A 23,261-nucleotide genomic window follows, 5' to 3' on the forward strand; every position below is an offset into this window, starting at 1 on the left:
CCGTGCAATGGTGTGCAATCTCTGTGCGTTTTGGACATTCTTATATTTAACCTGCAACATTGTCAACTATTTTATTTCGGTACTTGATCCAGGCGATGTGTTTTGTCAAAATCGACACCCTTCCGCTGTGACCTGTCGCCGTTGACACCCGCCCCTGCGAGAGAACCACGCCCCCCGCCACATCATCGAATTCTCGCACTACCCCGTCAAATATGTCAGAGAACATTGGCAACCCCACCATACCCTTACAGTAAACAAAAAAGCACAACGCCCTGAGACACCGTCACTTTGCCCGGCATACACCTGTCTCGCCCCCTGGGGCACCCTCTACAGTGTCGGCCTGACCAGAAGTGCTATCAGAGACAACAAATGCGCAACAAAAACAACACCAATCAACTGCGACAATCACTATTTATTTCTTGACAAAGTAACTTTTAAAAATTAATCTCCCCCGCAGTCATCGGGCGGCAACAGTATCGGCGGGCGCCCAACGCACCGGTCATCGGCAAAACGGAGGAGATGTGGCAGAGGCGGTACAGGAACTGAAATTCGACACAAAACTGATCCACGGCGGAACCTGCCTCGGTCCGTCCGGGGCCACCAAGCCTCCAATCGTACAGGCCTCGGCCTTCGCCTACCAGACCGCTGAAGAACTGGAGGACGTCTTCAAAGGGCGGGCAGTCGGCCCGGTCTACACGAGGATCGGGAACCCGACACTGGAGGGACTGGAGAAACGGCTGGCGGTGATAGAGGACGGCATCGCGGCTGTGGTCACCTCCTCCGGGATGTCCGCCATCACCACCGCGGTGATGGCCGTTGTGCGCAGCGGGGACGAGATTCTCTCCTCGGCATCCCTGTTCGGGGGCACCTATTCGCTCTTTCACGACACCCTGGCCAACTACGGCATCACGACCCACTTTTTCGACCCGACCGACCTTGGGGCCCTGGCAGCAGGGATCAACGAGAGCACGCGTCTCATCTTCGTGGAGACCATCGGCAACCCGAAGATGGATGTTCCCGACATCGAGGCCTTTTCAGCCATCGCCCGCAGGCACGGCATCCCGCTCATGGTCGATGCCACGGTCTCCACACCCTATCTCGCCCGGATGCGGGAGCTCGGGGCCGACCTCATCATCCACTCGACCAGTAAATATATAAACGGGACCGCCAACTCCATCGGCGGCGCGATCATCGACGCGGGAAGCTTCGACTGGCGCAGCGACAAGTTCCCCCACTTCGAGCAGTTTCACCGCTTGTACCGCAACTTCGCGTTCACCGCGCGGGTCAGGAAACTGATCCACAAGGACTTCGGCGCCTGTGCCGCGCCGCTCAACGCCTTTTTGTCCGGCGAGGGGCTTGAGACGCTCGCCCTCAGGATGGAGCGCCACTGCTCCAACGCCCTCGAGCTGGCGCGATTTCTCCAGGCGCACCCGAAAGTCGCGTGGGTCAACTACCCGGGCCTGCCGGATTCGCCGTTCCACGAAGTTGCCGGGCGCCAGTTCGGCGGTCGCTTCGGCGGACTGCTCACCTTCGGCCTGGCCGACAAGCCGGCGGCCTTCCGGCTGATCAACGGCCTGAGGCTCGCCAAGAACCTCGCCAACATCGGGGACACCAAGACCCTGGTGATCCATCCCGCCAGCACCATCTGCGCCGACTACACGCCGGAGGTGAAGGCGCTCATGGGCGTGGGCGAGGAACTGGTCAGGGTCTCCGCCGGCATCGAGGACCCCGCCGACATCATCGAGGACTTCCGTGCCGCCCTGGAACGGGTTTAAGACTGTTTTTTACCCAGCATCTATGCTACTAAACGAGGAGCACATCTAATGAATTTGACTGTGAACGGCAAGCCCGCCACCATCGCCGAGGAGACGCCCGTCTCCCTCAACCACCTGCTCGAGGCCCTCAAGGTCGAGCAGCGCGAGTACGTCACCGTGGAACTCAACGGCGACATCATGGATCGCGGCGACTTCGAGGCGACCACGGTCAAGGACGGCGACAACATCGAATTTCTCTATTTCATGGGTGGAGGTAGATCGTGAAGCTCACCGAAGAGCAGATTAACCGTTACTCGCGGCACATCCTTCTCAAGGAAGTCGGCGGCAAAGGGCAGCTCAAGCTGATCAACGGCAAGGTGCTCGTGATCGGCGCCGGCGGTCTCGGTTCGCCTATCGCGCTGTACCTCGCCGCTGCCGGGGTAGGCACCATCGGCATCGCGGACGCCGACCAGGTGGACCTCTCCAACCTGCAGCGCCAGATCATTCACAGCACCCCCGACGTGGGTAAGGCCAAGGTGCTTTCGGCGAAGGAGAAGATGCTGGCCATCAACCCCGAGCTGAACGTGGTCACCTACGAGACCTGGGTCAACGCCGCCAACATCCTGCCGATGATCGCCGACTACGACTTCATCATCGACGGCACCGACAACTTCGCGGCGAAGTTCCTGATCAACGACGCCTGCGTCCTGGCGGGCAAGCCCTACTCCCACGGCGGCATCCTGCAGTTCGACGGACAGACCTTCACCGTGGCCCCGGGGCAGTCCCCGTGCTACCGCTGCGTGTTCCCGGAGCCTCCGCCGAAGGACGTCATCCCGACCTGCTCGCGCGCCGGCGTGATCGGCGTCCTCCCCGGCGTCATCGGCACGCTGCAGGCCACCGAGGCGATCAAGTTCCTGCTCGGCGCCGGCGACCTGCTGCACGGGCGCCTGCTCACCTACAGCGCCCTGCGCATGCGCTTTCGCGAGGTCCCCCTCAGGAAAAACCCGAAGTGCCCGATCTGCGGCGACAACCCGACCATCACCGAAGTGAAGGACGAGCTCGACGCCATGACCGTCTGCGACCTCGGACACTGAGATGCTGGAGATCCCGAAGGAGATACTGGACGCGGTAATCGCCCAGGCGCAGGAAGGGTTTCCTCTGGAGGTGTGCGGCCTTATGGGAGGTACGGCGCACCGCGTGGCCTCCCGCTACCCGATGACCAACACGGATGCGAGCAACGAGCACTTCATGATGGACCCGAAGGAACAGTTCGCGGCGGTGAAGGCGATGCGCGCCGCCGGCGAGGAGATGCTGGTCATCTATCACTCCCACCCGGAGTCCCCCGCCCGCCCCTCGCAGGAGGATATCCGCCTCGCCCTGACCCCCAACGTCTGCCACCTGATCGTGTCGCTCGAAAATCGGGAACTGCCGGTGGCCAAGGCGTTTAGGATCGCAGCGGGCGTGGTTGAAGCGGTGGACATCAACATCATTCAACAGGGATAAAAGGGATACAGGGGATAACGGCAACACCCGGTACCGAAAGGCTTTTAACCCTTGTATCCCCTTTATCCCAGTAACTGCTTTTGAACCTAGGAGAGAAAACGTGGCAGAACCGAAGATCGATCTGAAAAACTTGAAGGCCGGCGGCTTCATCAAGGAGCGTGGCAAGGACCTCTTTACGGTGCGCCTGCGCGTACCTGGCGGCAGGATGTCGGTGGACCGGCTGTCCAAGATCGCGGCGGTGGCGCAGAAATATGGCAAAGGGTACGTGCACCTGTCGGTGCGCCAGTCCATCGAGCTGATCAACATCAACTTCTCCGATTTCGACGCGGTGGTCGCCGAACTGGGCGAGGAGCAGCAGAAGGTCGCCTCCTGCGGCGCCCGCGTGCGCGTCCCCACCGCCTGCGGCGGCTGCGAGTACAATCCCAACGGGCTGGTCGACACCCAGAAGTCCGCGCTGGAGGTGGATCAGAAGCTGTTCGGCACCGCCACCGGGCACCACAAGTTCAAGGTCTGTTTCGCCGGCTGCCCCTTCGACTGCCCCAAGTCCGCCATCAACGACGTCGGCTTCCAGGGAGCGGTGTGGCCAAAGCTGGACGCGGACGGCTGCATCAGCTGCGGTCTGTGCGCCAAGTCCTGCACCGAGGGGGCCCTCTCCATGGGCACCGACAACAAGCCGGTCTTCGACGCAGCCAAGTGTATCTACTGCGGTGACTGCATCAAGGTCTGTCCGACCGGCGCCTGGAGCGCCGAGAAGAAAGGGTACACGGTAAGGATCGGCGGCAAGTGGGGGCGCCAGCCATTAGTGGGAACGCTCTACGCCACCTTTGTCCCGGAGGAGCGCGTGGTAGACTTCATCGCGGTGGTGCTCGCCTGGTACCAGGAGAAGGCGGAGGGAGCCGGGCGCGTGCGCCTGGGCGACATCATCATCCGGGAGGGTTGGCAGTCGCTCCTTGAGCGCCTGCGCGCAGACTTCCCGGAGTACGTGGTGCAGGAAACCATCGCCCCGCAAATCATCCAGACCCAGCTGCCGCTTCCCGGCCAGCAGGCTTAAAGAAGAAAACGAGGGAATACCATGCAAAGCATCGATCTCAGGGGGGTCACCTGCCCCACCAACTTCGTGATGGCCAAGCTGGAACTCGAGGACATCGAGGCGGGAACCACCGTCGAGTTCCTCCTGGACGACGGCGAGCCGGTCAAGAACGTCCCCAGGAGCTTGAAGGACGAGGGGCACAAGCTGCTCGGCCTGCAGGAAAAGGACGGCTACTACGTGCTCACGCTGGAAAAGGGGGCGGAGTAGCCCGCCCCCTTTCCCCTGCGCCAAGGCTACGGGGGATAAACCCCACCTCCGCCACCATCCCCTCGCCCACCGGGAGAGGGTGCCCGAAGGGCGGGTGAGGGGAACACCACGGAGCGAAATCCCGGCATGCCGCAACGCCCTCACCCACGCCCTCTCCCGGAGGGAGAGGGCGTGTGGAGAGATGATTTATGAATGATCCGGCCGCAGTGCGGAAACATCCGGATCGACGGAAAGAAGACGATGTCAGGTAAAAAGCGAGTTGTTGTGGCAATGAGCGGCGGCGTCGATTCATCGGTGACCGCCGCTCTTCTGAAAGAACAGGGGCACGACGTCATCGGTGTCTCCCTCCAGCTCTACGAGCGCCCCGAGCAGACGCCGTCGGGCGGGAAAACCTGCTGCTCCCTCACCGACGTCATGGACGCCGCGCGCGTCGCGAAGCGCCTGGGTATCCCGTTCCAGGTGGTGGACCTGCGCCAGCGCTTCCAGGAACTGGTCATCAACGACTTCATCTCGGAATACAGGGCCGGCAGGACGCCGAACCCCTGCGCGCGTTGCAACGAGAGGATCAAGTTCGGACTGCTCCTGGAGATGACCGCCTCCTTCGACGCAGACCTCCTCGCCACCGGCCACTACGCCCGCATCGAGCCCGACGCCTGCGGCACCTACCGGCTACGCAAGGGTCTCGATCCCCGCAAGGACCAGACCTACTTCCTTTTCGGCATGAACCAGCGGCAGCTCGCCCGCACCATCTTTCCGGTGGGACACCTGGAAAAACCCGAGGTGCGGCAGCTCGCCGCACGCTTCAATCTTCCCGTGGCGCAAAAGCAGGAGAGCCAGGAGATCTGCTTCATCCCGGACAACGACTACGTGCGGTTCCTGGAAGAAAGCGGCGTCACCCCGCGCGCGGGCGAGATCGTCGACCGTGACGGCACGCCGCTTGGGCGCCACGACGGCATCCACCGCTACACCGTGGGACAGCGGCGCGGACTGGGCATCGCCTGGAAGGAGCCGCTCTACGTCACCGGCATCGATACCGCCAACGCGAGGGTGGTCGTCGGTCCGAAAGAGGATTTGCGTAATGACTTCCTCATGGCCGAGCAACTCACGTGGACCGACGCGCCCGTCACCGGGACCTTCCGCGGCGCCTGCAGCATCCGTTATCGGCAGCAGCCGGTGCCGTGCCGCGCCGAACTGTGCCGTGACGGCAGGCTGCGCGTCGACTTCGACGCCCCGCAGGCCGGTGTCACCCCCGGGCAGGCCGTGGTGCTCTACGACGGAGACATGGTGGTCGGCGGCGGCTGGATCCTCTAGAGTGCCGTCACGGTTCAGCTCAGGCGGCGGAAGGACGATGCCTTGATCACGGCGTAGACCTCGTTGCGCGCCTGGATGGCGAGGTCGTCGGCGGCCTGCACCACGACTTCCGCGATCAGCGTCTCGTGGCCGCAGCGCAGTTCCACCCCCACCTTGTTCCCCGAGGGGAAGGTGTCCATCACGGTGCACTTGAGGAGGTTGCGCGCGCTCACCGCCTCGGGGTGCCTGGTGAACAGGATGATATCCCTGGAGGAGAGCTCGAACACCGCCATAGCCTCGTCATCCCCAGCCGAGACGAAAAGTTCCTCCATCCCCCACCGGTACACGTACAGCCCCCCCATCTTGCGCAACTTCTCCACCTGCAGCAGGTTGATGTAGCCCACCTGGCTCTGCCCCATCCGCTCACGGGCCAGTTGCTCCGGCGTGGTCTGCCCGAGCACCCTCCCCCCACCCATGGCCAGCACCTGGTCGGTCAGCAGCCGTACCTCCAGCAGGGAATGTGAAATAAAAAGATAGGGAATCCGGAACTTTTCACTGGCGCGTTTCAAGTAGTGGATGATCTGCAGCTTGAGGGCGTCGTCGAGGGCGGACAGCGACTCGTCCATAAGCAGCAGGCGCGGGTTGGCCAGGATGGCGCGGCCAAGCGCAACCCTCTGTTTCTCCCCGCCCGAGAGCCGGTTCACGCCGCGGTCGAGCAGACCGTCCAGCTGAAGCACGGACACCAGGCTCTTGACGTCGATCTGACGGTGCCGGGCCGGGCAGCGCCGATAACCGTAGAGGAGGTTCGCCTCCACGCTGAGGTGCGGAAAGAGGCAGCTGTCCTGGAAAACGATGGCGACCCTGCGCTGCTGCGGCGGCAGGTTGATGCCCCGCTCGCTATTGAACAGGCAGTCGCCGTCGAGGACGATCTCCCCTCGGTCCGGTTCGAGGAGCCCGGCGATGAGGCCGACGAGAGTGGATTTGCCGCTCCCGGACACTCCGAAAACGCCTACCTGCTCTCCGGCGACCGTGAAGTCCGTCTTCAGCTCGAAGGAGCCGGGGAACCGCTTGGATACCGCCATACTCAGTTCCATGTCATTGCCTCCTGGCGAGTTTCCTGGTGAGACTCTCGTGAACCAGCAGCACCAGCACGGAAAGGGCGATGGCCACAACGCACAATACCAGCGCCGCGGGCTCGCCGTCCGGTGAGCCCGCGTAGTCGTAGATGGCGAGCGGGATGGTGCGGGTGACCCCGGGGATGTTGCCGGCGACGATGATGGTCGCGCCGAACTCACCCATGCTGCGGGCGAACATGAGCGACGAGCCGGCGACGAGACCGGTGCGGGACAGGGGAAGGATCACGGTCAGCAGCGAGTCGAGGGAACCGGCCCCCAGCGTGCGCGATGCCTGGATCAGGCGACCGTCGATCGATTCCATGGCGAGACGGATGGAGCGCACCAGCAAAGGGAATCCGACCAGCGCGGAAGCCAGCACGGCGGCCTTCCAGGTGAAGATGAGGCGCACCCCGAGGAAATCCAACAGGGGGGCGAACCAACCGTTCTTGCCGAGGGCGAGGAGGAGCAGGTACCCCATGACCACCGGCGGCAACGTAAGCGGGAGGTTCACCAGTACTTCGAGCAGCACCTTGGCCCTGAACTTGAAGAAGGTCATCAGGTAGGCGTAGAGAAAGCCGAAGGGAAGACTGAGCAGGGTCGCGGTGAGGGCGACTTTGATGGAGAGGACAATGGCATCGAAATCGGTACTGCTCAGGACGGGCATGGTTCACCTCGCTGTGATGCCATCCCGGTAGCAGGTTTTGTTCCAGATACGGTAAACGCCGCAAGTGGCGCGGAAATGGGCGATTCAAGGGGAGACGCTTTGGGAAAAGCGCAGCCGGTCGAGGCCGAACTGCTGAAATTCGGGGCAGGTTCGGTTTAGTTGCAGGCAGAAACCAAAGGCAAATCCCCTCTGTCTCCCCGTCAAAAAGGGGGGGACGCGGCTTCTCGTGCTCTCTTGGTGGACAGCAGATCGGGTCCACGGAATTCCCGGGTGAACCTTGGTAAAGCAAGGAAGGGTGAGGCCAAGTACAGGGCTTAGTGGACTAATCAAATCAACGTTGCCAGCAGCAGTTGACCCGGACACAGCTTTCAAAAATAGAGAGAGGGCGGCCGTGGGGACGGGCGCCCTCTCCTTTTCCGGCAACCAAGATCCGGTTAAACGGCCAGCTTGAACTGGTTCATGATCCGCTCAAGGTCCTTGACGCAGACGGTGAGCTGGGCGGCCTGCCCGGCGCATTGGTGAGAACCTTCGGCGGTCCCCTGCACGAGATCGGTGATCTGCCTGATGTTGCCGCTGATCATCCCGGTGGTAGCCGTCTGCTCCTCGGCGGCCTGGGCAATCTGCACGATCTCGCCGGCGACGATGTTGACCTGGTCCAGGATCTCGCGCAACGCGGCGCTCGACTTGGTCGCCTCGGTGGTGCCGGCCTCCACCTCGTGCACCCCCTCCTCCATGGCGACCACCACCCCCCTGGTCTCCTGCTGAATGGTCTTGATCATGTCGCCGATCTCGCGGGTGGCCCGGGTCGTCCGCTCGGCGAGCGCCCGCACCTCGTCGGCCACCACGGCGAAGCCGCGCCCCTGTTCGCCGGCGCGCGCGGCCTCGATGGCGGCGTTCAGGGCCAGGAGGTTGGTCTGGTCGGCGATATCCTCGATGGTGCCGATGATCTGGCCAATTTGATCGCTGCGCTGCCCCAACTGCTCCACGGTCCCGGACAGCCCCTTGACCCGCTCGGCGATCTGCTCCATCACGGTGATGGTGCCGGCGACCACCGTTACGCCGGTCTCGGCGATGCTGCTCGTGCAGCGCGAGTTCTCGGCGGCGTGCTGGCAGTTGCGCGAGATCTCGTGCGAGGTGGCCGCCATCTCTTCGCTCGCGGTGGCCATGGTGACCGCTTCGGTGGCCGCGTGCCCGGCGTTGCCGGCGATCTGCTCGGAGGCTACCGACAGCTGGTCGGCGGCGCCGACCAGGGTCGCGGAGGTGGCATGGAGCTGACGCATCACCTCGCTGAAACGGTCCACCATCGTTTTCAGGCTGATCATCATGCTTCTGACACTCCCGCCACCCTGCACGGAGACCTCGACCGACAGGTCCCCCTCGGCGATGCGGTCCATGACCGAGGTGCAGGCAAGGAAGGTGCCGTGGATGTTCCTGATGATGAACGCGCTCAAAACGAGACAGCCCAGGGTGACGGCGAGGCAGAGCGCGACGAGCAGCGCGGTGGAGCGGCTGAGTTCGGCCCCCGTGCTCTTCTCGAGGGCCGTGCCGTTGGCGTTGGTCAACTGGACCAGTTTGTCGATGCTCGCGCGGTGTTGTTCGTAAAGCCCCGCCAGCGTCGCCACCGCCTGGCTTGCCTTGGCCTGGTCGCCGGAGAGTAGCGCCGGAAAGAACTCGGACTGCGCGACCTGGTAAAACTGCATCGCGGGACGGTAGGAGGTCTCCCCGATGAGCCGCTTCTCCTCGCCGTCCTTGAGCTCCTTGCCCCAGTAGGCGTGACGCTCGTCATATTCCCCCTTGAGCTTCTTGAAGGAGTCCTGCAGGGCCCGAACCTTGCCCTGGTCGGTCTCCCGCGCGGCCTGGAGCACCACCAGGTACGACTCGATGATGTACTCGGGCGGGGGCAGGATGTCGGCGACCAGGTCCTTGCCCTGCACGAGCTCGTTGTAGATCGGCCCGTTCACCTTGACGCGGTTGATGATGGAGTACGCGGTGACGGAAACGAAGGTGAGACCGACCACGCAGACAAGCGCCAGAAAGACTATTTGCTGCAACACGCTGAACCGGGAGATGGAGGATTGCCTCATCGCACACCTCTAAGAAGGGATGGTTGCAAATGCAACCCTATCAATATCGGCAGGTCCGCGTGCAGCTTGAGGGTTCAAAGGGATTTGACCGCAGCGGGTCGAATTGAAGGCGGGAGTTGGATAAAATCAGGCGCCGTTGGCAAGATGGGTGCCACGCAGCAGCTCCCGGGTGTCCGCTTCGCCAAGCACCGCTTCAACCACGGCGTACCCTGCGACCAGCATCTCCCACAGCTTGTCGCCGCTGTGGGCGTCGGTGCCAAGACAGGAGTACAGGCCGTGCCTGAGAAACAGCAGGGCGCGTTCGCGGACCTCATAGCCGTAGTACCCGGCGAAGCTCCCCAGGTTGCCTTGGAACCTGCAGCCGAGCCGCTTCAGCTCGACGACTTCCGAGTCCCCCAGGTGCTGCTCGGGCTCGATGCCAAGCACCAGGGATAGCGCGCCCCGCAAGCCGCCTCCCTTTCGGGAAGGATCGAAGGCGTGGCAGCGCTCGGGATGGGCGATGAGCGGGGCGAGGCCGTAGGTGGAGAAGGTCTGCACCATGGGACGCAGCAGTTCGGGACCGGCATGGAAGGGTACTTCAACCAGCAGGTAGCGCGAGTTCCCCGCCCTCAGCGCGCCCGGAAGCATACCGGGAAGGTGCTGGTCCAGGTAGTGCTCGTTGCCCGGCACCAGGCGCAGCGGTATACCCTCATCATCGAGCCGCCTCTGCATGAGATCAACGGCGCGGACGACGCGTGCCGGCTCGTTCTCATAACCGCCTCGGATCAGGTGCGGGGTACAGTGTACCGTGGCGAAGCCAAAGCTTGAGAGTGTGCGCGCCATGTCCAGCGACTCTCTCAAGTCGACAGCGCCATCATCAAGCGCCGGCAGCAAATGACAATGATAATCGGTGTAGTCGGAACCCATGAAACATTCTGTAACACCTGTGAGGAGCGAAGTCAAAGAACGGAAACATTACAATACTCTTACCGTAACTCTTTTCAAGAAAGTGAATCCCTCGTCGCACCTTGCCATCAGCTGCGCCCCCGGTAGAATTATCCTTTGTGCGAGGAGGGGCTGTGGAAAAGAACTTCCTGAAAATGACACGACTGGTCCAGTTCCTGGAGACGCTGCGCCTCTTCGGCGAACTGCACGCCCCCACCATCTCCGAGAGCGGGGTATACCGGTTCTCCCCCCTGGACGACCCTGCCGAGCTGCGCCTCGACTACCACCGCACCCAGATCCCCCCCAAGAAATACCTGCTCCCCTTCAGGGAGGAGATCCTCCACAACGCGACTGGCAGCTACCGCGAGGGACACTCCGGCGCGAAAGACCTCGTCCTGTTCGGCGTTCACAGTTGCGACCTAGAAGGAATCGCCTACCTCGATCGCGTTTTCCTGGCCGACGCGGCCGACCCCGGTTACTCGGCACGCCGGTCCCGCCTCACGCTGGTCGGCGTCTCCTGTGAGCCCGACGATTTCTGCTTTTGCCCGGAAGAAAGGGAGTCCACCGCCTGCGATCTCTTCCTGGGCGCCTCCGGGGAAGGTTTCCATCTCGCCTGTCACAGCGCCAGGGGACGGGCGGTGGTGTCGGCGGCGGATCACCTGCTGGAGCAAGGGCCGCCCCTGCCGCCGCCGCGCTTCTCCGGCCCCTGTTTCCCGCCGCAGGACCCGGAGCTGCGCTTCTCCGACCATCCGCTTTGGCAAAAGTTCGCCTCCACCTGCGTCTCTTGCGGGGCCTGTTCGGTCTGCTGTCCCACCTGCTACTGTTTCGACGTGCGCGAGTACCCCACCCTTTCCGGGGGCGCCGCGCGCATCAGGGAGTGGGACAACTGCCTGTTCGTCACCCACGGCGAGGTCGCCGGCGCCAACTTCCGGCCGGACCGTCTGGACCGGCTGCGCTTTCGCTTCCTGCACAAGTACTGCGGCTTCACGCCGCTGCAGGGAATCAGCTCCTGCGTCGGTTGCGGCCGGTGCAAGGAGGTCTGCCCGGTAGACATCGACCTGCGTGAACTCACCGTAACGCCGAAACGGGTGCAGCCATGAACCAGCAGCCACACTCGCAACACGTCCCCTTCGCGGCACACCTGATCGAGCGCCGTGACCTTTCCGAGGACACCGCGCTGTTCCGGATCGCCCCCGATGAGGGTGCGCTCGCGCAACTCTTCTCGTTCGTTCCCGGGCAATTCGTGCAGCTCTCCGTTCCCGGCGCCGGAGAAATCCCCATTTCACCGGCGGATCTTCCCACCCCGGAAGGAACGCTGGAATTGTGCGTGCGCCGCGTGGGGCACGTGACCGAACTGCTGCACGAGCTCCAGCCTGGCGCCACGCTTGGGCTTCGCGGCCCGTTCGGCAGCGGCTTCCCGCTTAAGGAGATGGCGGGCCGCCCGGTCCTGCTCCTGGCCGGCGGGCTCGGGATCGCGCCGTTGCGCTCGCTGCTCATGCACCTTCTGCGGCAAAGGGACAGCTACGGAGACATTACCCTCATGTACGGGGCGAAGCAGCCAAGACTCATGCTGTTCCGGGAGGAGCTCGCGGCGCTGGCCGCCGCAGGCGGGTTGCGCCTCTACCTGACCGTGGATTTCGCGCCGGAGACGCTGGACGGCGGCTACTCCTGCGCCGTCGGGCTCTTGCCCGACCTGCTCAAGGGGTTCCGGTTCGACGCCGCCACTACCTATGCAGCGGTCTGCGGCCCCCCTCCCCTGTACCGCTGCCTGGTTGCCGACCTGGAGCGGGCCGGCGTCCACGCGGAACGGATCCTGCTCAGCCTGGAGCGCCGGATGCGTTGCGGGATCGGTCGCTGCTGCCACTGCGCCCTGGGACAGAAACTTTGCTGCCTGGACGGCCCCGTATTCCGGGCCAGTGACCTCAAAGGGATACCGGAGGCGCTGTGAAACGTTTGAAACTCGCCATAACCGGGCTAACCGCCTGTTCCGGATGTCAGCTCACCCTGTTGAACTGCGAGGACGAGCTTCCCGAACTGCTGGAGCGCTGCGAGCTCATCTACTTTCCGCTGGCTGAAAGCGGGGACCTCGACGAGGCGAGCTTCGACGCCGCCATCGTGGAGGGGGCAGTCTCCACCCCGAAGGACCTTGAGCTCCTGTTCAAGCTGAGAAACGCCAGCAGGCTCTTGGTCGCCTACGGCACCTGCGCCCTGTTCGGCGGCGTCGCCGCCATGAACAACAGGGTCAGCGCCAGGGTCGATCTGCTGCAAAGCGTGTTCGGCACCGGCAACAAGCTGCCGGACAGCTTCCCGCCGGTGCCCTTGGGCAACTTCGTCAGCGTGGACGCGACCATCACCGGCTGCCCCCCGGAAACGTGCGACATCGTGGCGATGGTGGCCGCCCTTGCTGCCGGGACTCTGCCTCCTGCACCTTCCTACCCGGTCTGCACCGAGTGCCGCAGCCGGGAGAATCTCTGCCTGTTACTGGAAAAGGGGCAGCTCTGCCTGGGACCCGTGGTGCAGGGGGGATGCAACGCGCGCTGCCCCGCCACCGGGATCGTCTGCGAGGGGTGCCGGGGACCGGTGCGCGAGGCGAACGTGGCCCAGGAGCTGGAACTGCTCCTGGAGCGGGGCTTCGGGCGGGATGAGATCGAACGTAGAATGAGCCGTTTCAAACCGGAGTGGAATTATGGGCAGCGTAGTTGAGATAGCGCCTCTGACCAGGCTGGAAGGTCACGGCAGCGTCCGGGTGTTCCGGGAGGGTTGCCGGGTGGAGCGGGTCGAGCTGCACTTCGACGATTCGCCCCGGCTCTTCGAGGCGCTGCTACTGGGCAAAAGCTACGCCGAGGTGCCGGATATCGTCTGCCGCATCTGCTCGCTTTGCTCAACGGTGCACAAGGTGACCGCGCTCCTCGCGGTTGAGGACGCCTTGGGGGTCGAGGTCTCCGAGGTGACCACCCTGACCCGGGATCTCATGCTGCAGGCAGGCATGATCCAGGATCACGCGCTGCACCTGTACTGCCTGGTGCTACCAGACCTGCTCGGGGTGAGAGGGGTGGCAGAACTGGCCCAGGTGGCGCCGGACCTGCTGAAAACGGGGCTGGCGGTCAAGAAGGCGGGAAACCAGATTCTTGAAACGGTGGGAGGCCGGCTGATCCACCCCGTCAACATCCGGTTGGGCGGCCTGGGGCGCGCCCTGGGCAAAAAGGAGTTGGTGCGGCTGAGGGACGAGCTTGCCAAGGTGCTGCCGGCGGCGCAGGAGGCTCATCGCCTCTTCAGCACCCCCTTTCCCTTCCCCGACCTCCCCGAGCCGGAATACATCGCCCTCCAACCGGCAGACAACCCGCTGGGCGCCCAACTCCTCCGCATGAGCGACGGCAGCTCCTTTCCGGTGCGGGACTACCGGCGCCACATCGAGGAGACGGTCGTCGGCCATTCCAACGCGAAGCTCTCCAGAGTCTTCGGCAAGCACGCCACGGTCGGCTCCCTGGCACGGTTGAACCTGGATGCCACCGGGCTTGAGGCGGGCGCCGCGGCCCTGTTCGCCGGCCATAAGCACGAACTGGCGGGCAAGGACATGCGCGGCAACAACCTGGCCCAGGCCATCGAGATGTGCCACGCGACCGAGCGGGCGTTGCGTCTGCTCGACCGCCTGATCGAGCTCGGCGCAAGGAGCGAGGCTGCTGCGGAACCATCCCCCCGCGCGGGGACGGGGTGCGCGGCCGGCGAGGCTCCCCGGGGCGTCCTCATCCATAGCTACTCGTTCGACGGGAGAGGCATCTGCACCGGCGCCGACGTGATCACTCCCACCGCCTTGAACCAGGGCGCCCTAGCCCGGGACCTGGAGGCGCTGGCACGCGGCATGGAGGGGGAAGAGACCAGCCGCATGACCACAGCGCTGGAGCGGCTGATCCGCTGTTACGACCCCTGCATCTCCTGCTCCGTCCATGTCCTGTCACTCTAGCAGCGCGACAGGCTATACCACGACCACACTACCTCGCAAGCCTCGCGCGCCTCTTTGTGGCAACTTTCGTTGCACCCGCCACCCTTCAGTTATCAGAAAAAGGAAGGGCAACTGTCATACCAACAATCAGGAAAAGTGGTCAGACAGGCTTGCGGCATAGGTCACTGAACCCCGCGAAACGGGCGAAATGACAGCCGCTTTACCCCGCTGACAAACGAAACAAAGTTACTATTTATCAACATGTTAGATCAGATGAAATTAATCTCATGTCCGCCTTGACAGTCATAAACGGGTTGCTAGACTTGGGTCATGCTTACGCATGTGAATGCGAGCGGCTCTGGAATACTCGTTGCGCATCCGCTTGGGTCCCTGACTACCTTTTTTTTCAAGATGTCCCTGGTTTCAGTCGTGGTGAGCAAGCCCTCAACAAGGCAGAGGGAAGCCTGAAGCGTCTTACCGGGGTATGTTGCGGCACAGGTCAGTAATCCAATCTTCCTCGTGGCGGTATTCCGGAGCAAATTAAAATTGGCGTTAGTCGGGACAACGCTGAAAGCGACTTATCTCATCCGCCAGGCGGCTACGCTTGAAAAAGGAAAGCAGACCGGTACGTACTGCGGGGAGGCACCGACCACGCAGCACGGACGCGAAGCTTAACCGACGGATTGGTAGAAAGTGCCCCGATCTAACGCCAATGCAGGGAAAAGGCCCATGGACCCCATGGGCCTTTTTTAGTGTCCGCGCCCCCGCTCTAGCACCGGGACGATAAAGGCGGACCGGGCGGATCAGGTTATTATCTAAGTAGTTATATTCTTGCGATAAAAAATGTCACACATCTTCCACAACTTCTGTGGATAACTCTGTGGGTAACCACCCCCGTCATCAAAAAGACCGACGTGCCGATCACTAATGATAGCGTTTTGCCTACTTTTTGAGCAGCTGCATTTATCGCGATAAAAAATGGGCGTGACTGACGCCACGCCCTTCCCCATGCCTCAACAGCCTTTCCGGATCATTCGACATTGAGCTTCTTAACCCGGTCCGAGATCGCCTCAGTCTTTTTCAGCACCCGTCCCTCGAGGATGCCGTCCTTGAAGCTCGCCTTGGCGGTATCGGTGATGGTAGCGACCGGCAGGCGACAGGTCCTGATGAACGAGCCGTAGGAGCGCTCCAGCCGGCGGATACTTACCCTTTTAGGCCGGCCTCCAGGTTGGGGTAAAGGAGGGTGATCCCCAGTTCCTTCAGCATCTTGCCGCTATCGACGATACGCCCCTCGGAAAAATACGAGATCATGAGCGGGGTCATGAGCTGGCGCGCCTCGGCCATGGTCACCTGCCGGGGCCTCGGGAGCCCGAGCTTGTCGGCCGCGGCGTTGAAGTAGGCGGTCATGGTGCTGGGGTGGCCGTCGCTCACGTTGAAGACGGCGCCGTCCTTGCCGCGCTCCAGGGCCGCGAGGCAGATGCGGGAAAGGTCGTCGGCGTGGATCCTGTTGCTGGGGAGGCATTCCTCTTCCAGGAGAACCGGCTGCCCGGTGGTGAGCTGGGTGACCGGCAGGCGGTCGGCCGCGTAAATGGCGGTGACCCTCAGTACGACCACGGGAACCCCGCGCTCGCGCCCCCAGGCCTGCAGCAGGCGTTCGGCGTGCAGGCGCCTCTTGCCGCGCGCGGTCTGCGGATCGGGCACCGTCTCCTCGGTCACCACCTCGCTTCCCCCGCCGTAGACGCCGCTGGTGCTGATATAGACTACCTTGACGGGCTCGTCGCCAGGGGCGATGCTGGCGAGGAAGTTGCGCATCCTGGTATCTTCGTGGCCGCCACCCGGCGGCGGCGCGAGGTAGATGACCCCGGCGCCGCGGGTGGGGAGCCCCGCCAGCGTATCAGGCTCATCGAGATTCCCGCTGTGGTGGCGCACCCCTGCCAGCGGCGCCTCACCCCTGTTGAAGGTGTGGACATCAATCCCCCGCGCCAGCGCGAGTGCGGCTACCCGTCGGCCGACAGCACCGCATCCGACGATCAATAATGGTTGCATATGTGGTCCCTTCTCGACATGGAGTTGCGCCGCGACAGCAGCCGCAGCCTTCCCTTTCTACCAGAAAGCCCGCCGCGATGTCAGCAAAAAAGCCCGGCTGGCCCGCCTCCGCCTCCGCCACTATTTTGTAAATAAATTTTAATATGCTATGGTTTTGCTTTTGGCGGAGGAACCCATGAGACACCGCACCGGTACCTGCGTTGCGCTGCTGCTGTTCACAGGACTTGCCTCGGGGGCGCTGATGCCCATGCCCCAGCCGGTCCACATCGAACAGGAGGAATACCTGGAGGCCGACGACTGGTTCCAGGCGGGGGTCGAGCTGAACAGCGAGGGGAACTACCGCGAGGCCACCGAGGCGTTCAGCAGGAGCGTGGCACTGGCCCCCAGCAACGCGCTGGCCTGGCTCAACCTGGGAACGACCCAGGCGCTGAGCGGCGACTACGACCGCGCCATCGTCTCGCTCAAAAAGTCGGTACTGCTGGATAATTCCCTGGCACTTGCCTATTCAAACCTTGGCGAGGTCTGTTTCAGAGCCGATCGTTACGAGGACGCGGCGGAAGCTTACGCCTCTTTGCTGAAGCTGTGGCCCGGCAATGCCAATGCGCTGTACAAGCTGGGACTGACACACCTGCTGCTCAATGAAGCGGAAAAGGCACAGGGTGAGTACCTGTCACTGAAAATCGTGGATCCGGAACTGGCGGAAAAACTACGACATGCGATAATTCAGGGTGCCGGAAAATGAAGGGAGGGCGCCATGCGTTATTCGCCGTTACTTACCGACTTGTACGAACTCACCATGCTGGCGGGATACCATGACCAGGGGATGCACGAACGACCCGCCGCCTTCGACCTCTTCTTCAGGCACAACCCCTTTCGCGGCGGTTACGCCGTCTTCGCCGGGCTCGACACCGCCCTCTCCTACCTCGAAGAGCTCTCCTTCAGCGGGGAGGAACTCGCCTACCTGGAGAACCTGAAGATCTTCAAGCCGGCCTTTCTCTCCTACCTCTCGGACTTCCGTTTCAGTGGCGACATCACCGCGCCCCCCGAGGGAACCGTGGTCTTCGGGGGAGAACCGCTGCTCACTGTCGAGGGGGGGCTCGCCGAGGCGCAGTTCGTCGAGACGGCTCTCTTGAACATCATCAACTTCCAGACCCTGGCCGCCACCAAGGCCGCCCGCATCAAGCTCGCGGCCGGCGACGCCACCGTGCTCGAGTTCGGGCTGCGCCGCGCACAGGGGCCTGACGGCGGGCTCTCAGGGGCGCGGGGCGCCTTCATCGGCGGGGTGCGCTCCACCAGCAACGTGCTGGCAGGGATGCGCTACGGCATCCCCGTGCGCGGCACCCACGCCCACAGCTGGATCATGGCCTTCCCCGACGAGCTCACCGCCTTCCGCACCTACGCCAACGAGTTCCCGGACAGTTGCGTCCTCCTGATCGACACCTACGACACCTTGAAATCCGGTCTTCCCAACGCGCTCACCGTGGCAGGTGAACTCAGGGAGCGCGGCCACGACCTGGTCGGCGTCCGCATCGACTCAGGGGACCTCGCCTACCTCTCCCGCCAGGTCCGCGCCGCGTTCGACGAGGCCGGCTTCCCGGACGTCAAGATCGTCGCCTCCAACGAGCTCGACGAAAACGTGATCGAGTCGATGCGCCGGGAGGGGAGCAGGATCGACATCTACGGTGTCGGCACGCGACTGGCCACCTGCGCCGGCGAAGGTGGCGGCGCCCTGGGGGGGGTGTACAAGCTGGTGTACCTGGACGGCGAACCGAAACTCAAGCTCACCAGCGACGTAGCCAAGGCGACGCTCCCCGATCGCAAGAAGGTGCTGCGCGCCCTCGCCCCCGACGGATCCTTCATCCAGGACCTGATCGCGTTGCAGGACGAGGAGATCCTGCCGGGAGCGCTGGTCTTCGACCCGGCCAACCCGTTGCAGCACGTCCGGATTCCGGCCCAGGCGCGGCTGGTGGACATGCGGCGTCCGGTGATGAAAAGCGGCGCCAGGTGCGCCCCGGCGCCCGACCTGGATAGCAGCGCTGACCTCGCCTGCGAGCAGTTGAAGCTCCTGCCGGAAGGATGCTTGCGCCTGGTGAACCCGCACATCTACAAGGTTTCCATAAGCTCCGGCGTCAACACGCTGCGCCTGAAGCTGATGAATCAGATCCAGGGTAAATACCGTAGCTAGCGCCGGAGGCCGCGCAGCGGCTGATACCGGCAAAGGAGGCACGCGATGCAACGCAGAGCCGCCCTTCTCATCGTCGACGTCCAGCTCGACTTCTGCCCCGGAGGCGCCCTGCCGGTCCCTGACGGCGACCTGGTGGTGCAACCGCTGAACCGTTACGTGGAGCTCTTCAACCAGAGAAGCGCACCCATCTTCGCGTCGCGGGACTGGCACCCTGAGCGGAGCAAGCACTTCAGGGAGCAAGGAGGGATCTGGCCGACCCACTGCGTGCAGGGAACTCCCGGGGCGGATTTCCACCCCGGGCTCAAATTCCCGGAAGGGACCATCGTCATCTCCAAGGGGATGTCCAACTGGGACAACGGTTACTCAGCCCTGCAGGGAGTCACCGAAAACGGGACGCCGTTCGGCATGCTGCTGCGGCGCATGGAACTGGACCGCCTCTGCGTCGGGGGGCTGGCCACCGATTACTGCGTGAAGGAGTCGGTGCTGGACGCGCTCAAAGAGGGGTTCGCGGTGACGGTGCTGACCGATGCGATACGCGGCGTGGAGGTACAGCCGGGCGACTCGGAACGCGCGCTGACAGAGATGCTGGCCGCCGGCGCCGGCCAGGCGACCTTCCCATCGGTGCGCAGCGCCTTGCAGGCCGAAGGTGAAGCGCGCCCCCCCGCCAGAACCGGATAATCACCGAGTTTTCGCGGCGATTTTTATACCTCCGCCATACAAAAATATGCTCCCGGCAAAATTCAGTGCCGACGGGGCATTTTTTTTTGACACCGTATTGGAAACGCGCTAGATTACGCCACATTAAAAACTGCTAGCGCGGGAGCCTACGATGATTAAGACGAACAATCTCAAGGTAAAAAGCATCACCCCGATCATTGCACCGAGCGATCTGAGACAGGTCTTTCCGATCTCGTTGCAGTCCAGCGCCTGCGTGAGCGAAAGCCGCGCGGCCATCTCCAAGATATTGAGGGGCGAGGACAAGCGGCTCATGGTCGTGGTCGGCCCCTGCTCCATCCATGACCCGAAGGGCGCCCTGGAGTACGCCGAGAAGCTCGCCGCCCTCGCCAAGGAGGTTTCCGAGGAGCTCCTCCTGATCATGCGCGTCTACTTCGAGAAGCCGCGCACCACCGTCGGGTGGAAAGGGCTCATCAACGATCCGGGCATGGACGGCACCCACCTCATCTCCAAGGGACTGGGCATCGCCCGCGACCTCCTGTGCAAGGTGACCGAGATGGGGCTCCCCGTGGCGACCGAGATGCTCGATCCCATCACGCCGGAGTACCTGGCGGATCTCCTTTCCTGGGGCGCCATCGGCGCGAGAACCACCGAGTCCCAGACCCACCGCGAGATGGCCAGCGGCCTCTCCTTCCCCATCGGCTTCAAAAACGGCACCGACGGCAACCTGCAGATCGCCATCGACGCCATGAAGGCCGCGCTGCACCCGCACAGCTTTTTGGGCATCAACCGCGACGGCCTCACCTCCATTCTGCAGACTACCGGCAACCCCGACGTGCACATGGTGCTGCGTGGCGGCAACAAGAAGCCGAACTACTCGCCCGAGGATATCGCCAAATCCGAGGAGATGCTCTCCAAGGCGGGGCTCAATCCGACCCTGATGGTGGACTGCAGCCACGGCAACTCCGAGAAGAAGTACGAGCGCCAGCCCGAGGTGCTGAAAAGCGTGGTCGACCAGATCGTGGCCGGCAACCGTTCCATCTCCGGGGTGATGATCGAAAGCTACCTGAAGGAAGGAAACCAGCCGCTGCCGAAGAACCTCGCCGAGCTGACCTACGGCGTCTCCATCACCGACAGCTGCATCAGCTGGGAAACCACCGAGAAGGCGCTGCGCGAAGCGCACCAGAGGCTGAAGGCGTGCGGCGGGAGGAAGATCGCGTAACCCCGTAGCAGAGGACACCGAGGAAACGACGCTGTAGGGGCGAATAACCATTCGCCCGGCACCGGTGCCCCGAGGATGTCCTCCCGGGGATCAACCGCCATGGTGGCGCGTTTAACGGGGGCGAATGATTATTCGCCCCTACAGTGGTTGTCGAACAATGAAAAAGGCCCCCGAGCTTGCGCCGGGGGCCTTTTCTTTTCCTGCTTTTCTGTCCTGCCTTACTTCGCGGTGACCAGGTAGAGCGGCTTCACGAAGGTCGCCTCGGTGGCTTCCCTCACCTCTTCCACCACGCCCGCGGGAACGGCGGAGTCGAGGGAGAGGATGACCATCGCCTCGCCCTTCTTCTCGCGACGGCCGAGGTTCATGGCGGCGATGTTGATCTCGTGCTTGCCGAGGATGGTGCCGATCTTGCCGATGATGCCCGGACGGTCGCCGTAGGCCAGAAGCAGCATGTGCTCTTCCGGACGGAAATCCATCTGGTAGTCACGCAGCTTGACGATGCGCGGAACGCCCTCGAAGACGGTGCCGGAGATGAGACGCTTCTCGCCGGGGCCCTCGATGGTGACCGTGATCAGGTTGGAGAAGTCCTCGGACTGGGTGGACTTCACCTCTTCGATCACGATGCCCATGTTGTCGGCCACGAGCTGCGCGTTGACCATGTTCACTTCCTGCTCGACCCTGCGGTTCAAGAGGGACGCCAGGCCGCACACGGTGATCGGGGTGCAGTCGTACTGCGCCAGGCCGCCGGTGTAGGTGAAGGTGATCTTGTTCAGGTTGGTGTCGGCCAGCTGGATGATGAAGTCCGCCAGCACGTTCACCAGGTTTAGGTACGGACGCATCTGCCCCATGAGGGAAGCGTCGAACTTGGGGATGTTGATGGCGTTCTCGATCGGCTGCTCGTCCATGTAGCGCAGGATTTCCTTGGCCACGTCGACGGCGACGTTCACCTGCGCCTCGAAGGTGTTGGCGCCCAGGTGCGGGGTGACGACCATCTTCTCATGGCCGATCAGCTTCTTGAGGATCTCGGAGTCGGGCGGTTCCTGGCTCCAGACGTCGAAGGCGGCGCCGGCGACGCGACCGGAGTCGAGAGCTTCCAGCATCGCCTCCTCGTTGATGATGCCGCCGCGTGCCGCGTTGATGATGATGACGCCGTCCTTCATGGCGGCCAGTTCCTTCTTGCCGATCATGTTCTGGGTCTCGCTGGTGAGCGGGGTGTGGACGGTGATGATGTCGCAGTTCTTGATGATCTCGTCGAGGGTGACCAGCTTCACGCCCAGGTCATGGGCGCGCTTCTCGGCGATGTACGGGTCGCAGGCGAGGACTTCGCATTCGAAGGCCTTGAGGCGGGTGGCGACGCGGCCGCCGACCTTGCCCAGACCGATGACGCCGGCGGTCCTCCCCTTCAGCTCGAAGCCGGTGAACGGAGCGCGTTTCCAGGCGCCCCCCTTGAGGGAGCCGTTGGCCTTGGTTACATTACGGCAGAAAGAAAGCAAAAGCGCCATGGCGTGCTCGGCCGCGCTGTTGGTGTTGCCGAAGGGTGCGTTGACCACGATGACGCCCTTGGCGGAGGCGTAGTCCACGTCGACGTTGTCGACGCCGACGCCGGCACGGGCGACGAGCTTCAGGTTGGTCGCCGCGTCGAGCAGGGGCTTGTCCACGGTGGTACCGCTTCTGGTGATGATAACGTCGTAATCACCAATGATCGAGTAAAGCTCCTCCTTCTTGAGTCCCAGCTTGATGTCCATCTGCACGCGCGGGTCGCGCTGCAAAATCGCCAGTCCTTCCTGAGCCACCTCATCGGTTACGATAATCTTCATTGCCACTCCTTTGTTTGGGTTGGAAACCGGTTCTGCGTTCAACGTTCACCGTTGTACGTATTTATTACATTCGCTTCTAAGTCTGTCGTTCCTCGTTCTTTTCCGGCATCAGACCGGGTGCGGGTGCTTGGCCAACTGGATGAAGCGGCGCACCTTGTCGGGATCCTTCTTGCCGGGGGACGCCTCGACGCCGCTGGAGACGTCCACCCCGTAGGGTCCCACCCGCAGCACCGCTTCCGCTATGTTGTCGGGGGTGAGCCCGCCGGCCAGTACGATGCGGCCCTGTTCCTTGGCGGCGACGGCGCAGTCCCAGTCGAACACCTCGCCGGTCCCCCCGTAGGCGTGGGGCGAATAGGCGTCGAGCAGGTAGGCGGAAACGTGGTACTCGGATAACGGGGTCAGGCTCTCCGGCCCGCGTACGCGGAAGGCCTTCATCACCCTGCGGTTGACCAGACGGCAGTACTCGGGGCTTTCCTCACCGTGCAGTTGCACGATGTCGAGGCCACAGCAGTCCGCAGTGCTGTTGACCACGTTGATATCTGCGTTGACAAAAAGGCCTACCACCTGGACGAAGGGGGGGAGCTTCGCGATGATCTTCTGCGCGGCCTCCTCACCGATGAAGCGGGGGGACTTGTCGAAGAACACGAAACCCAGCGCGTCGGCACCGGCATCGACGGCCATGAGAGCATCGTCCACGGATGTTATGCCACAAATCTTCACCTTTGTCATGCGCGTATACCCTTAG

Annotated in this window: 23 protein-coding genes and 1 other RNA gene; 16 read left to right on the forward strand and 8 right to left on the reverse strand. The window is 63.1% G+C overall.

The features are described 5' to 3' along the window. Nucleotides 1–521: 521 nt before the first annotated feature. From KOL99_RS05295 to mnmA, 7 genes are all read left to right on the forward strand, one after another. A complete protein-coding gene (locus KOL99_RS05295) occupies nucleotides 522–1,775 on the forward strand; it encodes an O-acetylhomoserine aminocarboxypropyltransferase/cysteine synthase family protein (protein ID WP_216509446.1) in 1,254 nt (417 codons plus the stop codon). A gap of 48 nt (nucleotides 1,776–1,823) precedes the next feature. After that, complete coding sequence (gene thiS, locus KOL99_RS05300; protein WP_216509447.1) at nucleotides 1,824–2,039, forward strand: sulfur carrier protein ThiS; 216 nt, start codon at nucleotides 1,824–1,826, stop codon at nucleotides 2,037–2,039. Continuing rightward, complete coding sequence (locus tag KOL99_RS05305) at nucleotides 2,036–2,848, forward strand: HesA/MoeB/ThiF family protein (protein WP_216509448.1); 813 nt, start codon at nucleotides 2,036–2,038, stop codon at nucleotides 2,846–2,848. The genes thiS and KOL99_RS05305 overlap by 4 nt, the downstream gene beginning before the upstream one ends. A gap of 1 nt (nucleotide 2,849) precedes the next feature. After that, nucleotides 2,850–3,257 carry a M67 family metallopeptidase gene (locus KOL99_RS05310; protein ID WP_216509449.1) on the forward strand — a complete coding sequence of 136 codons (408 nt, stop codon included), beginning with the start codon at nucleotides 2,850–2,852 and terminating at the stop codon, nucleotides 3,255–3,257. A 100-nt stretch (nucleotides 3,258–3,357) separates the two neighbouring features. Beyond that, nucleotides 3,358–4,308 (forward strand): 4Fe-4S dicluster domain-containing protein, encoded by a 951-nt coding sequence (locus KOL99_RS05315; RefSeq protein WP_216509450.1) that lies wholly within the window; start codon nucleotides 3,358–3,360, stop codon nucleotides 4,306–4,308. Nucleotides 4,309–4,329: 21 nt separating this feature from the next. Beyond that, a complete protein-coding gene (locus KOL99_RS05320) occupies nucleotides 4,330–4,554 on the forward strand; it encodes a sulfurtransferase TusA family protein (RefSeq protein ID WP_216509451.1) in 225 nt (74 codons plus the stop codon). A 240-nt stretch (nucleotides 4,555–4,794) separates the two neighbouring features. Then, the gene (gene mnmA / locus KOL99_RS05325) at nucleotides 4,795–5,865 is read left to right on the forward strand and encodes a tRNA 2-thiouridine(34) synthase MnmA (protein WP_216509452.1); all 1,071 of its coding nucleotides are present in this window, start codon (nucleotides 4,795–4,797) and stop codon (nucleotides 5,863–5,865) included. Between the two features lie 14 nt (nucleotides 5,866–5,879). On the opposite strand, the gene modC is transcribed toward mnmA, so the two are convergent. From modC to KOL99_RS05345, 4 genes are all read right to left on the reverse strand, one after another. Beyond that, nucleotides 5,880–6,938 carry a molybdenum ABC transporter ATP-binding protein gene (gene modC / locus KOL99_RS05330; protein WP_216509453.1) on the reverse strand — a complete coding sequence of 353 codons (1,059 nt, stop codon included), beginning with the start codon at nucleotides 6,936–6,938 and terminating at the stop codon, nucleotides 5,880–5,882. Between the two features lies 1 nt (nucleotide 6,939). Beyond that, on the reverse strand, nucleotides 6,940–7,623 hold the full coding sequence (gene modB, locus KOL99_RS05335; RefSeq protein ID WP_216509454.1) for a molybdate ABC transporter permease subunit: 684 nt from the start codon (nucleotides 7,621–7,623) through the stop codon (nucleotides 6,940–6,942). A gap of 434 nt (nucleotides 7,624–8,057) precedes the next feature. Continuing rightward, nucleotides 8,058–9,707: a methyl-accepting chemotaxis protein gene (locus KOL99_RS05340; RefSeq protein ID WP_236025829.1), complete on the reverse strand. Its 1,650-nt coding sequence runs from the start codon at nucleotides 9,705–9,707 to the stop codon at nucleotides 8,058–8,060. 126 nt (nucleotides 9,708–9,833) lie between these two features. Then, on the reverse strand, nucleotides 9,834–10,613 hold the full coding sequence (locus tag KOL99_RS05345; RefSeq protein WP_216509455.1) for a tyrosine-protein phosphatase: 780 nt from the start codon (nucleotides 10,611–10,613) through the stop codon (nucleotides 9,834–9,836). Nucleotides 10,614–10,765: 152 nt separating this feature from the next. Here KOL99_RS05345 and KOL99_RS05350 point away from each other — a divergent pair, with 152 nt between their 5' ends. The 5 genes from KOL99_RS05350 to ssrS all read left to right on the forward strand — a co-directional run bounded on the left by KOL99_RS05350 (nucleotide 10,766) and on the right by ssrS (nucleotide 15,112). Next, a complete protein-coding gene (locus tag KOL99_RS05350; protein ID WP_216509456.1) occupies nucleotides 10,766–11,731 on the forward strand; it encodes a 4Fe-4S dicluster domain-containing protein in 966 nt (321 codons plus the stop codon). Further along, entirely contained in the window at nucleotides 11,728–12,579 is an 852-nt protein-coding gene (locus KOL99_RS05355) for an FAD/NAD(P)-binding protein (protein ID WP_216509457.1), read from the forward strand. The genes KOL99_RS05350 and KOL99_RS05355 overlap by 4 nt, the downstream gene beginning before the upstream one ends. After that, nucleotides 12,576–13,334, forward strand: coding sequence for an NADH-quinone oxidoreductase subunit B family protein (locus tag KOL99_RS05360; protein ID WP_216509458.1), 759 nt, complete (start codon nucleotides 12,576–12,578; stop codon nucleotides 13,332–13,334). The genes KOL99_RS05355 and KOL99_RS05360 overlap by 4 nt, the downstream gene beginning before the upstream one ends. Further along, nucleotides 13,318–14,592 carry a Ni/Fe hydrogenase subunit alpha gene (locus tag KOL99_RS05365; protein WP_216509459.1) on the forward strand — a complete coding sequence of 425 codons (1,275 nt, stop codon included), beginning with the start codon at nucleotides 13,318–13,320 and terminating at the stop codon, nucleotides 14,590–14,592. Before KOL99_RS05360 ends, KOL99_RS05365 begins: the two co-directional genes overlap by 17 nt. Before the next feature lie 331 nt (nucleotides 14,593–14,923). Next, a non-coding RNA gene (ssrS, locus tag KOL99_RS05370) (6S RNA) lies at nucleotides 14,924–15,112 on the forward strand. Nucleotides 15,113–15,601: 489 nt separating this feature from the next. Here the strand turns inward: ssrS and KOL99_RS05375 are convergent. Further along, nucleotides 15,602–15,772, reverse strand: coding sequence for an Hsp20/alpha crystallin family protein (locus KOL99_RS05375; RefSeq protein WP_216510268.1), 171 nt, complete (start codon nucleotides 15,770–15,772; stop codon nucleotides 15,602–15,604). 2 nt (nucleotides 15,773–15,774) lie between these two features. Then, entirely contained in the window at nucleotides 15,775–16,617 is an 843-nt protein-coding gene (locus KOL99_RS05380; RefSeq protein ID WP_216509460.1) for an NAD-dependent epimerase/dehydratase family protein, read from the reverse strand. A gap of 175 nt (nucleotides 16,618–16,792) precedes the next feature. Between KOL99_RS05380 and KOL99_RS05385 the strand changes: the two genes are divergently transcribed. From KOL99_RS05385 to KOL99_RS05400, 4 genes are all read left to right on the forward strand, one after another. Then, nucleotides 16,793–17,359, forward strand: a complete 567-nt coding sequence (locus KOL99_RS05385) for a tetratricopeptide repeat protein (protein ID WP_216509461.1) — start codon at nucleotides 16,793–16,795, stop codon at nucleotides 17,357–17,359. A 12-nt stretch (nucleotides 17,360–17,371) separates the two neighbouring features. Further along, entirely contained in the window at nucleotides 17,372–18,802 is a 1,431-nt protein-coding gene (locus KOL99_RS05390) for a nicotinate phosphoribosyltransferase (protein WP_216509462.1), read from the forward strand. Nucleotides 18,803–18,847: 45 nt separating this feature from the next. Further along, nucleotides 18,848–19,480, forward strand: a complete 633-nt coding sequence (locus tag KOL99_RS05395; RefSeq protein ID WP_216509463.1) for a nicotinamidase — start codon at nucleotides 18,848–18,850, stop codon at nucleotides 19,478–19,480. A 151-nt stretch (nucleotides 19,481–19,631) separates the two neighbouring features. Continuing rightward, the gene (locus KOL99_RS05400; protein WP_216509464.1) at nucleotides 19,632–20,699 is read left to right on the forward strand and encodes a 3-deoxy-7-phosphoheptulonate synthase; all 1,068 of its coding nucleotides are present in this window, start codon (nucleotides 19,632–19,634) and stop codon (nucleotides 20,697–20,699) included. A gap of 218 nt (nucleotides 20,700–20,917) precedes the next feature. On the opposite strand, the gene serA is transcribed toward KOL99_RS05400, so the two are convergent. Both serA and KOL99_RS05410 read right to left on the reverse strand, forming a co-directional pair. Next, entirely contained in the window at nucleotides 20,918–22,516 is a 1,599-nt protein-coding gene (serA, locus tag KOL99_RS05405; protein WP_216509465.1) for a phosphoglycerate dehydrogenase, read from the reverse strand. Between the two features lie 108 nt (nucleotides 22,517–22,624). Beyond that, nucleotides 22,625–23,245 carry a phosphoribosylanthranilate isomerase gene (locus KOL99_RS05410; protein WP_216509466.1) on the reverse strand — a complete coding sequence of 207 codons (621 nt, stop codon included), beginning with the start codon at nucleotides 23,243–23,245 and terminating at the stop codon, nucleotides 22,625–22,627. Nucleotides 23,246–23,261 lie beyond the last annotated feature (16 nt).

The sequence above is a fragment of the Geomonas azotofigens genome (genome assembly GCF_018919395.1).
GTDB classification, from domain to species: domain Bacteria; phylum Desulfobacterota; class Desulfuromonadia; order Geobacterales; family Geobacteraceae; genus Geomonas; species Geomonas azotofigens.

Coding starts and splice junctions, on each gene's coding strand:
- modC (WP_216509453.1), bottom strand. CDS start 6,938: ATGGAACTGAGTATGGCGGTATCCAAGCGGTTCCCCGGCTCCTTCGAG.
- KOL99_RS05345 (WP_216509455.1), bottom strand. CDS start 10,613: ATGGGTTCCGACTACACCGATTATCATTGTCATTTGCTGCCGGCGCTT.
- KOL99_RS05380 (WP_216509460.1), bottom strand. CDS start 16,617: ATGCAACCATTATTGATCGTCGGATGCGGTGCTGTCGGCCGACGGGTA.
- thiS (WP_216509447.1), top strand. CDS start 1,824: ATGAATTTGACTGTGAACGGCAAGCCCGCCACCATCGCCGAGGAGACG.
- modB (WP_216509454.1), bottom strand. CDS start 7,623: ATGCCCGTCCTGAGCAGTACCGATTTCGATGCCATTGTCCTCTCCATC.
- KOL99_RS05320 (WP_216509451.1), top strand. CDS start 4,330: ATGCAAAGCATCGATCTCAGGGGGGTCACCTGCCCCACCAACTTCGTG.
- KOL99_RS05400 (WP_216509464.1), top strand. CDS start 19,632: ATGATTAAGACGAACAATCTCAAGGTAAAAAGCATCACCCCGATCATT.
- KOL99_RS05310 (WP_216509449.1), top strand. CDS start 2,850: ATGCTGGAGATCCCGAAGGAGATACTGGACGCGGTAATCGCCCAGGCG.
- KOL99_RS05355 (WP_216509457.1), top strand. CDS start 11,728: ATGAACCAGCAGCCACACTCGCAACACGTCCCCTTCGCGGCACACCTG.
- serA (WP_216509465.1), bottom strand. CDS start 22,516: ATGAAGATTATCGTAACCGATGAGGTGGCTCAGGAAGGACTGGCGATT.
- KOL99_RS05365 (WP_216509459.1), top strand. CDS start 13,318: ATGGGCAGCGTAGTTGAGATAGCGCCTCTGACCAGGCTGGAAGGTCAC.
- KOL99_RS05340 (WP_236025829.1), bottom strand. CDS start 9,707: ATGAGGCAATCCTCCATCTCCCGGTTCAGCGTGTTGCAGCAAATAGTC.
- mnmA (WP_216509452.1), top strand. CDS start 4,795: ATGTCAGGTAAAAAGCGAGTTGTTGTGGCAATGAGCGGCGGCGTCGAT.
- KOL99_RS05410 (WP_216509466.1), bottom strand. CDS start 23,245: ATGACAAAGGTGAAGATTTGTGGCATAACATCCGTGGACGATGCTCTC.
- KOL99_RS05390 (WP_216509462.1), top strand. CDS start 17,372: ATGCGTTATTCGCCGTTACTTACCGACTTGTACGAACTCACCATGCTG.
- KOL99_RS05395 (WP_216509463.1), top strand. CDS start 18,848: ATGCAACGCAGAGCCGCCCTTCTCATCGTCGACGTCCAGCTCGACTTC.
- KOL99_RS05385 (WP_216509461.1), top strand. CDS start 16,793: ATGAGACACCGCACCGGTACCTGCGTTGCGCTGCTGCTGTTCACAGGA.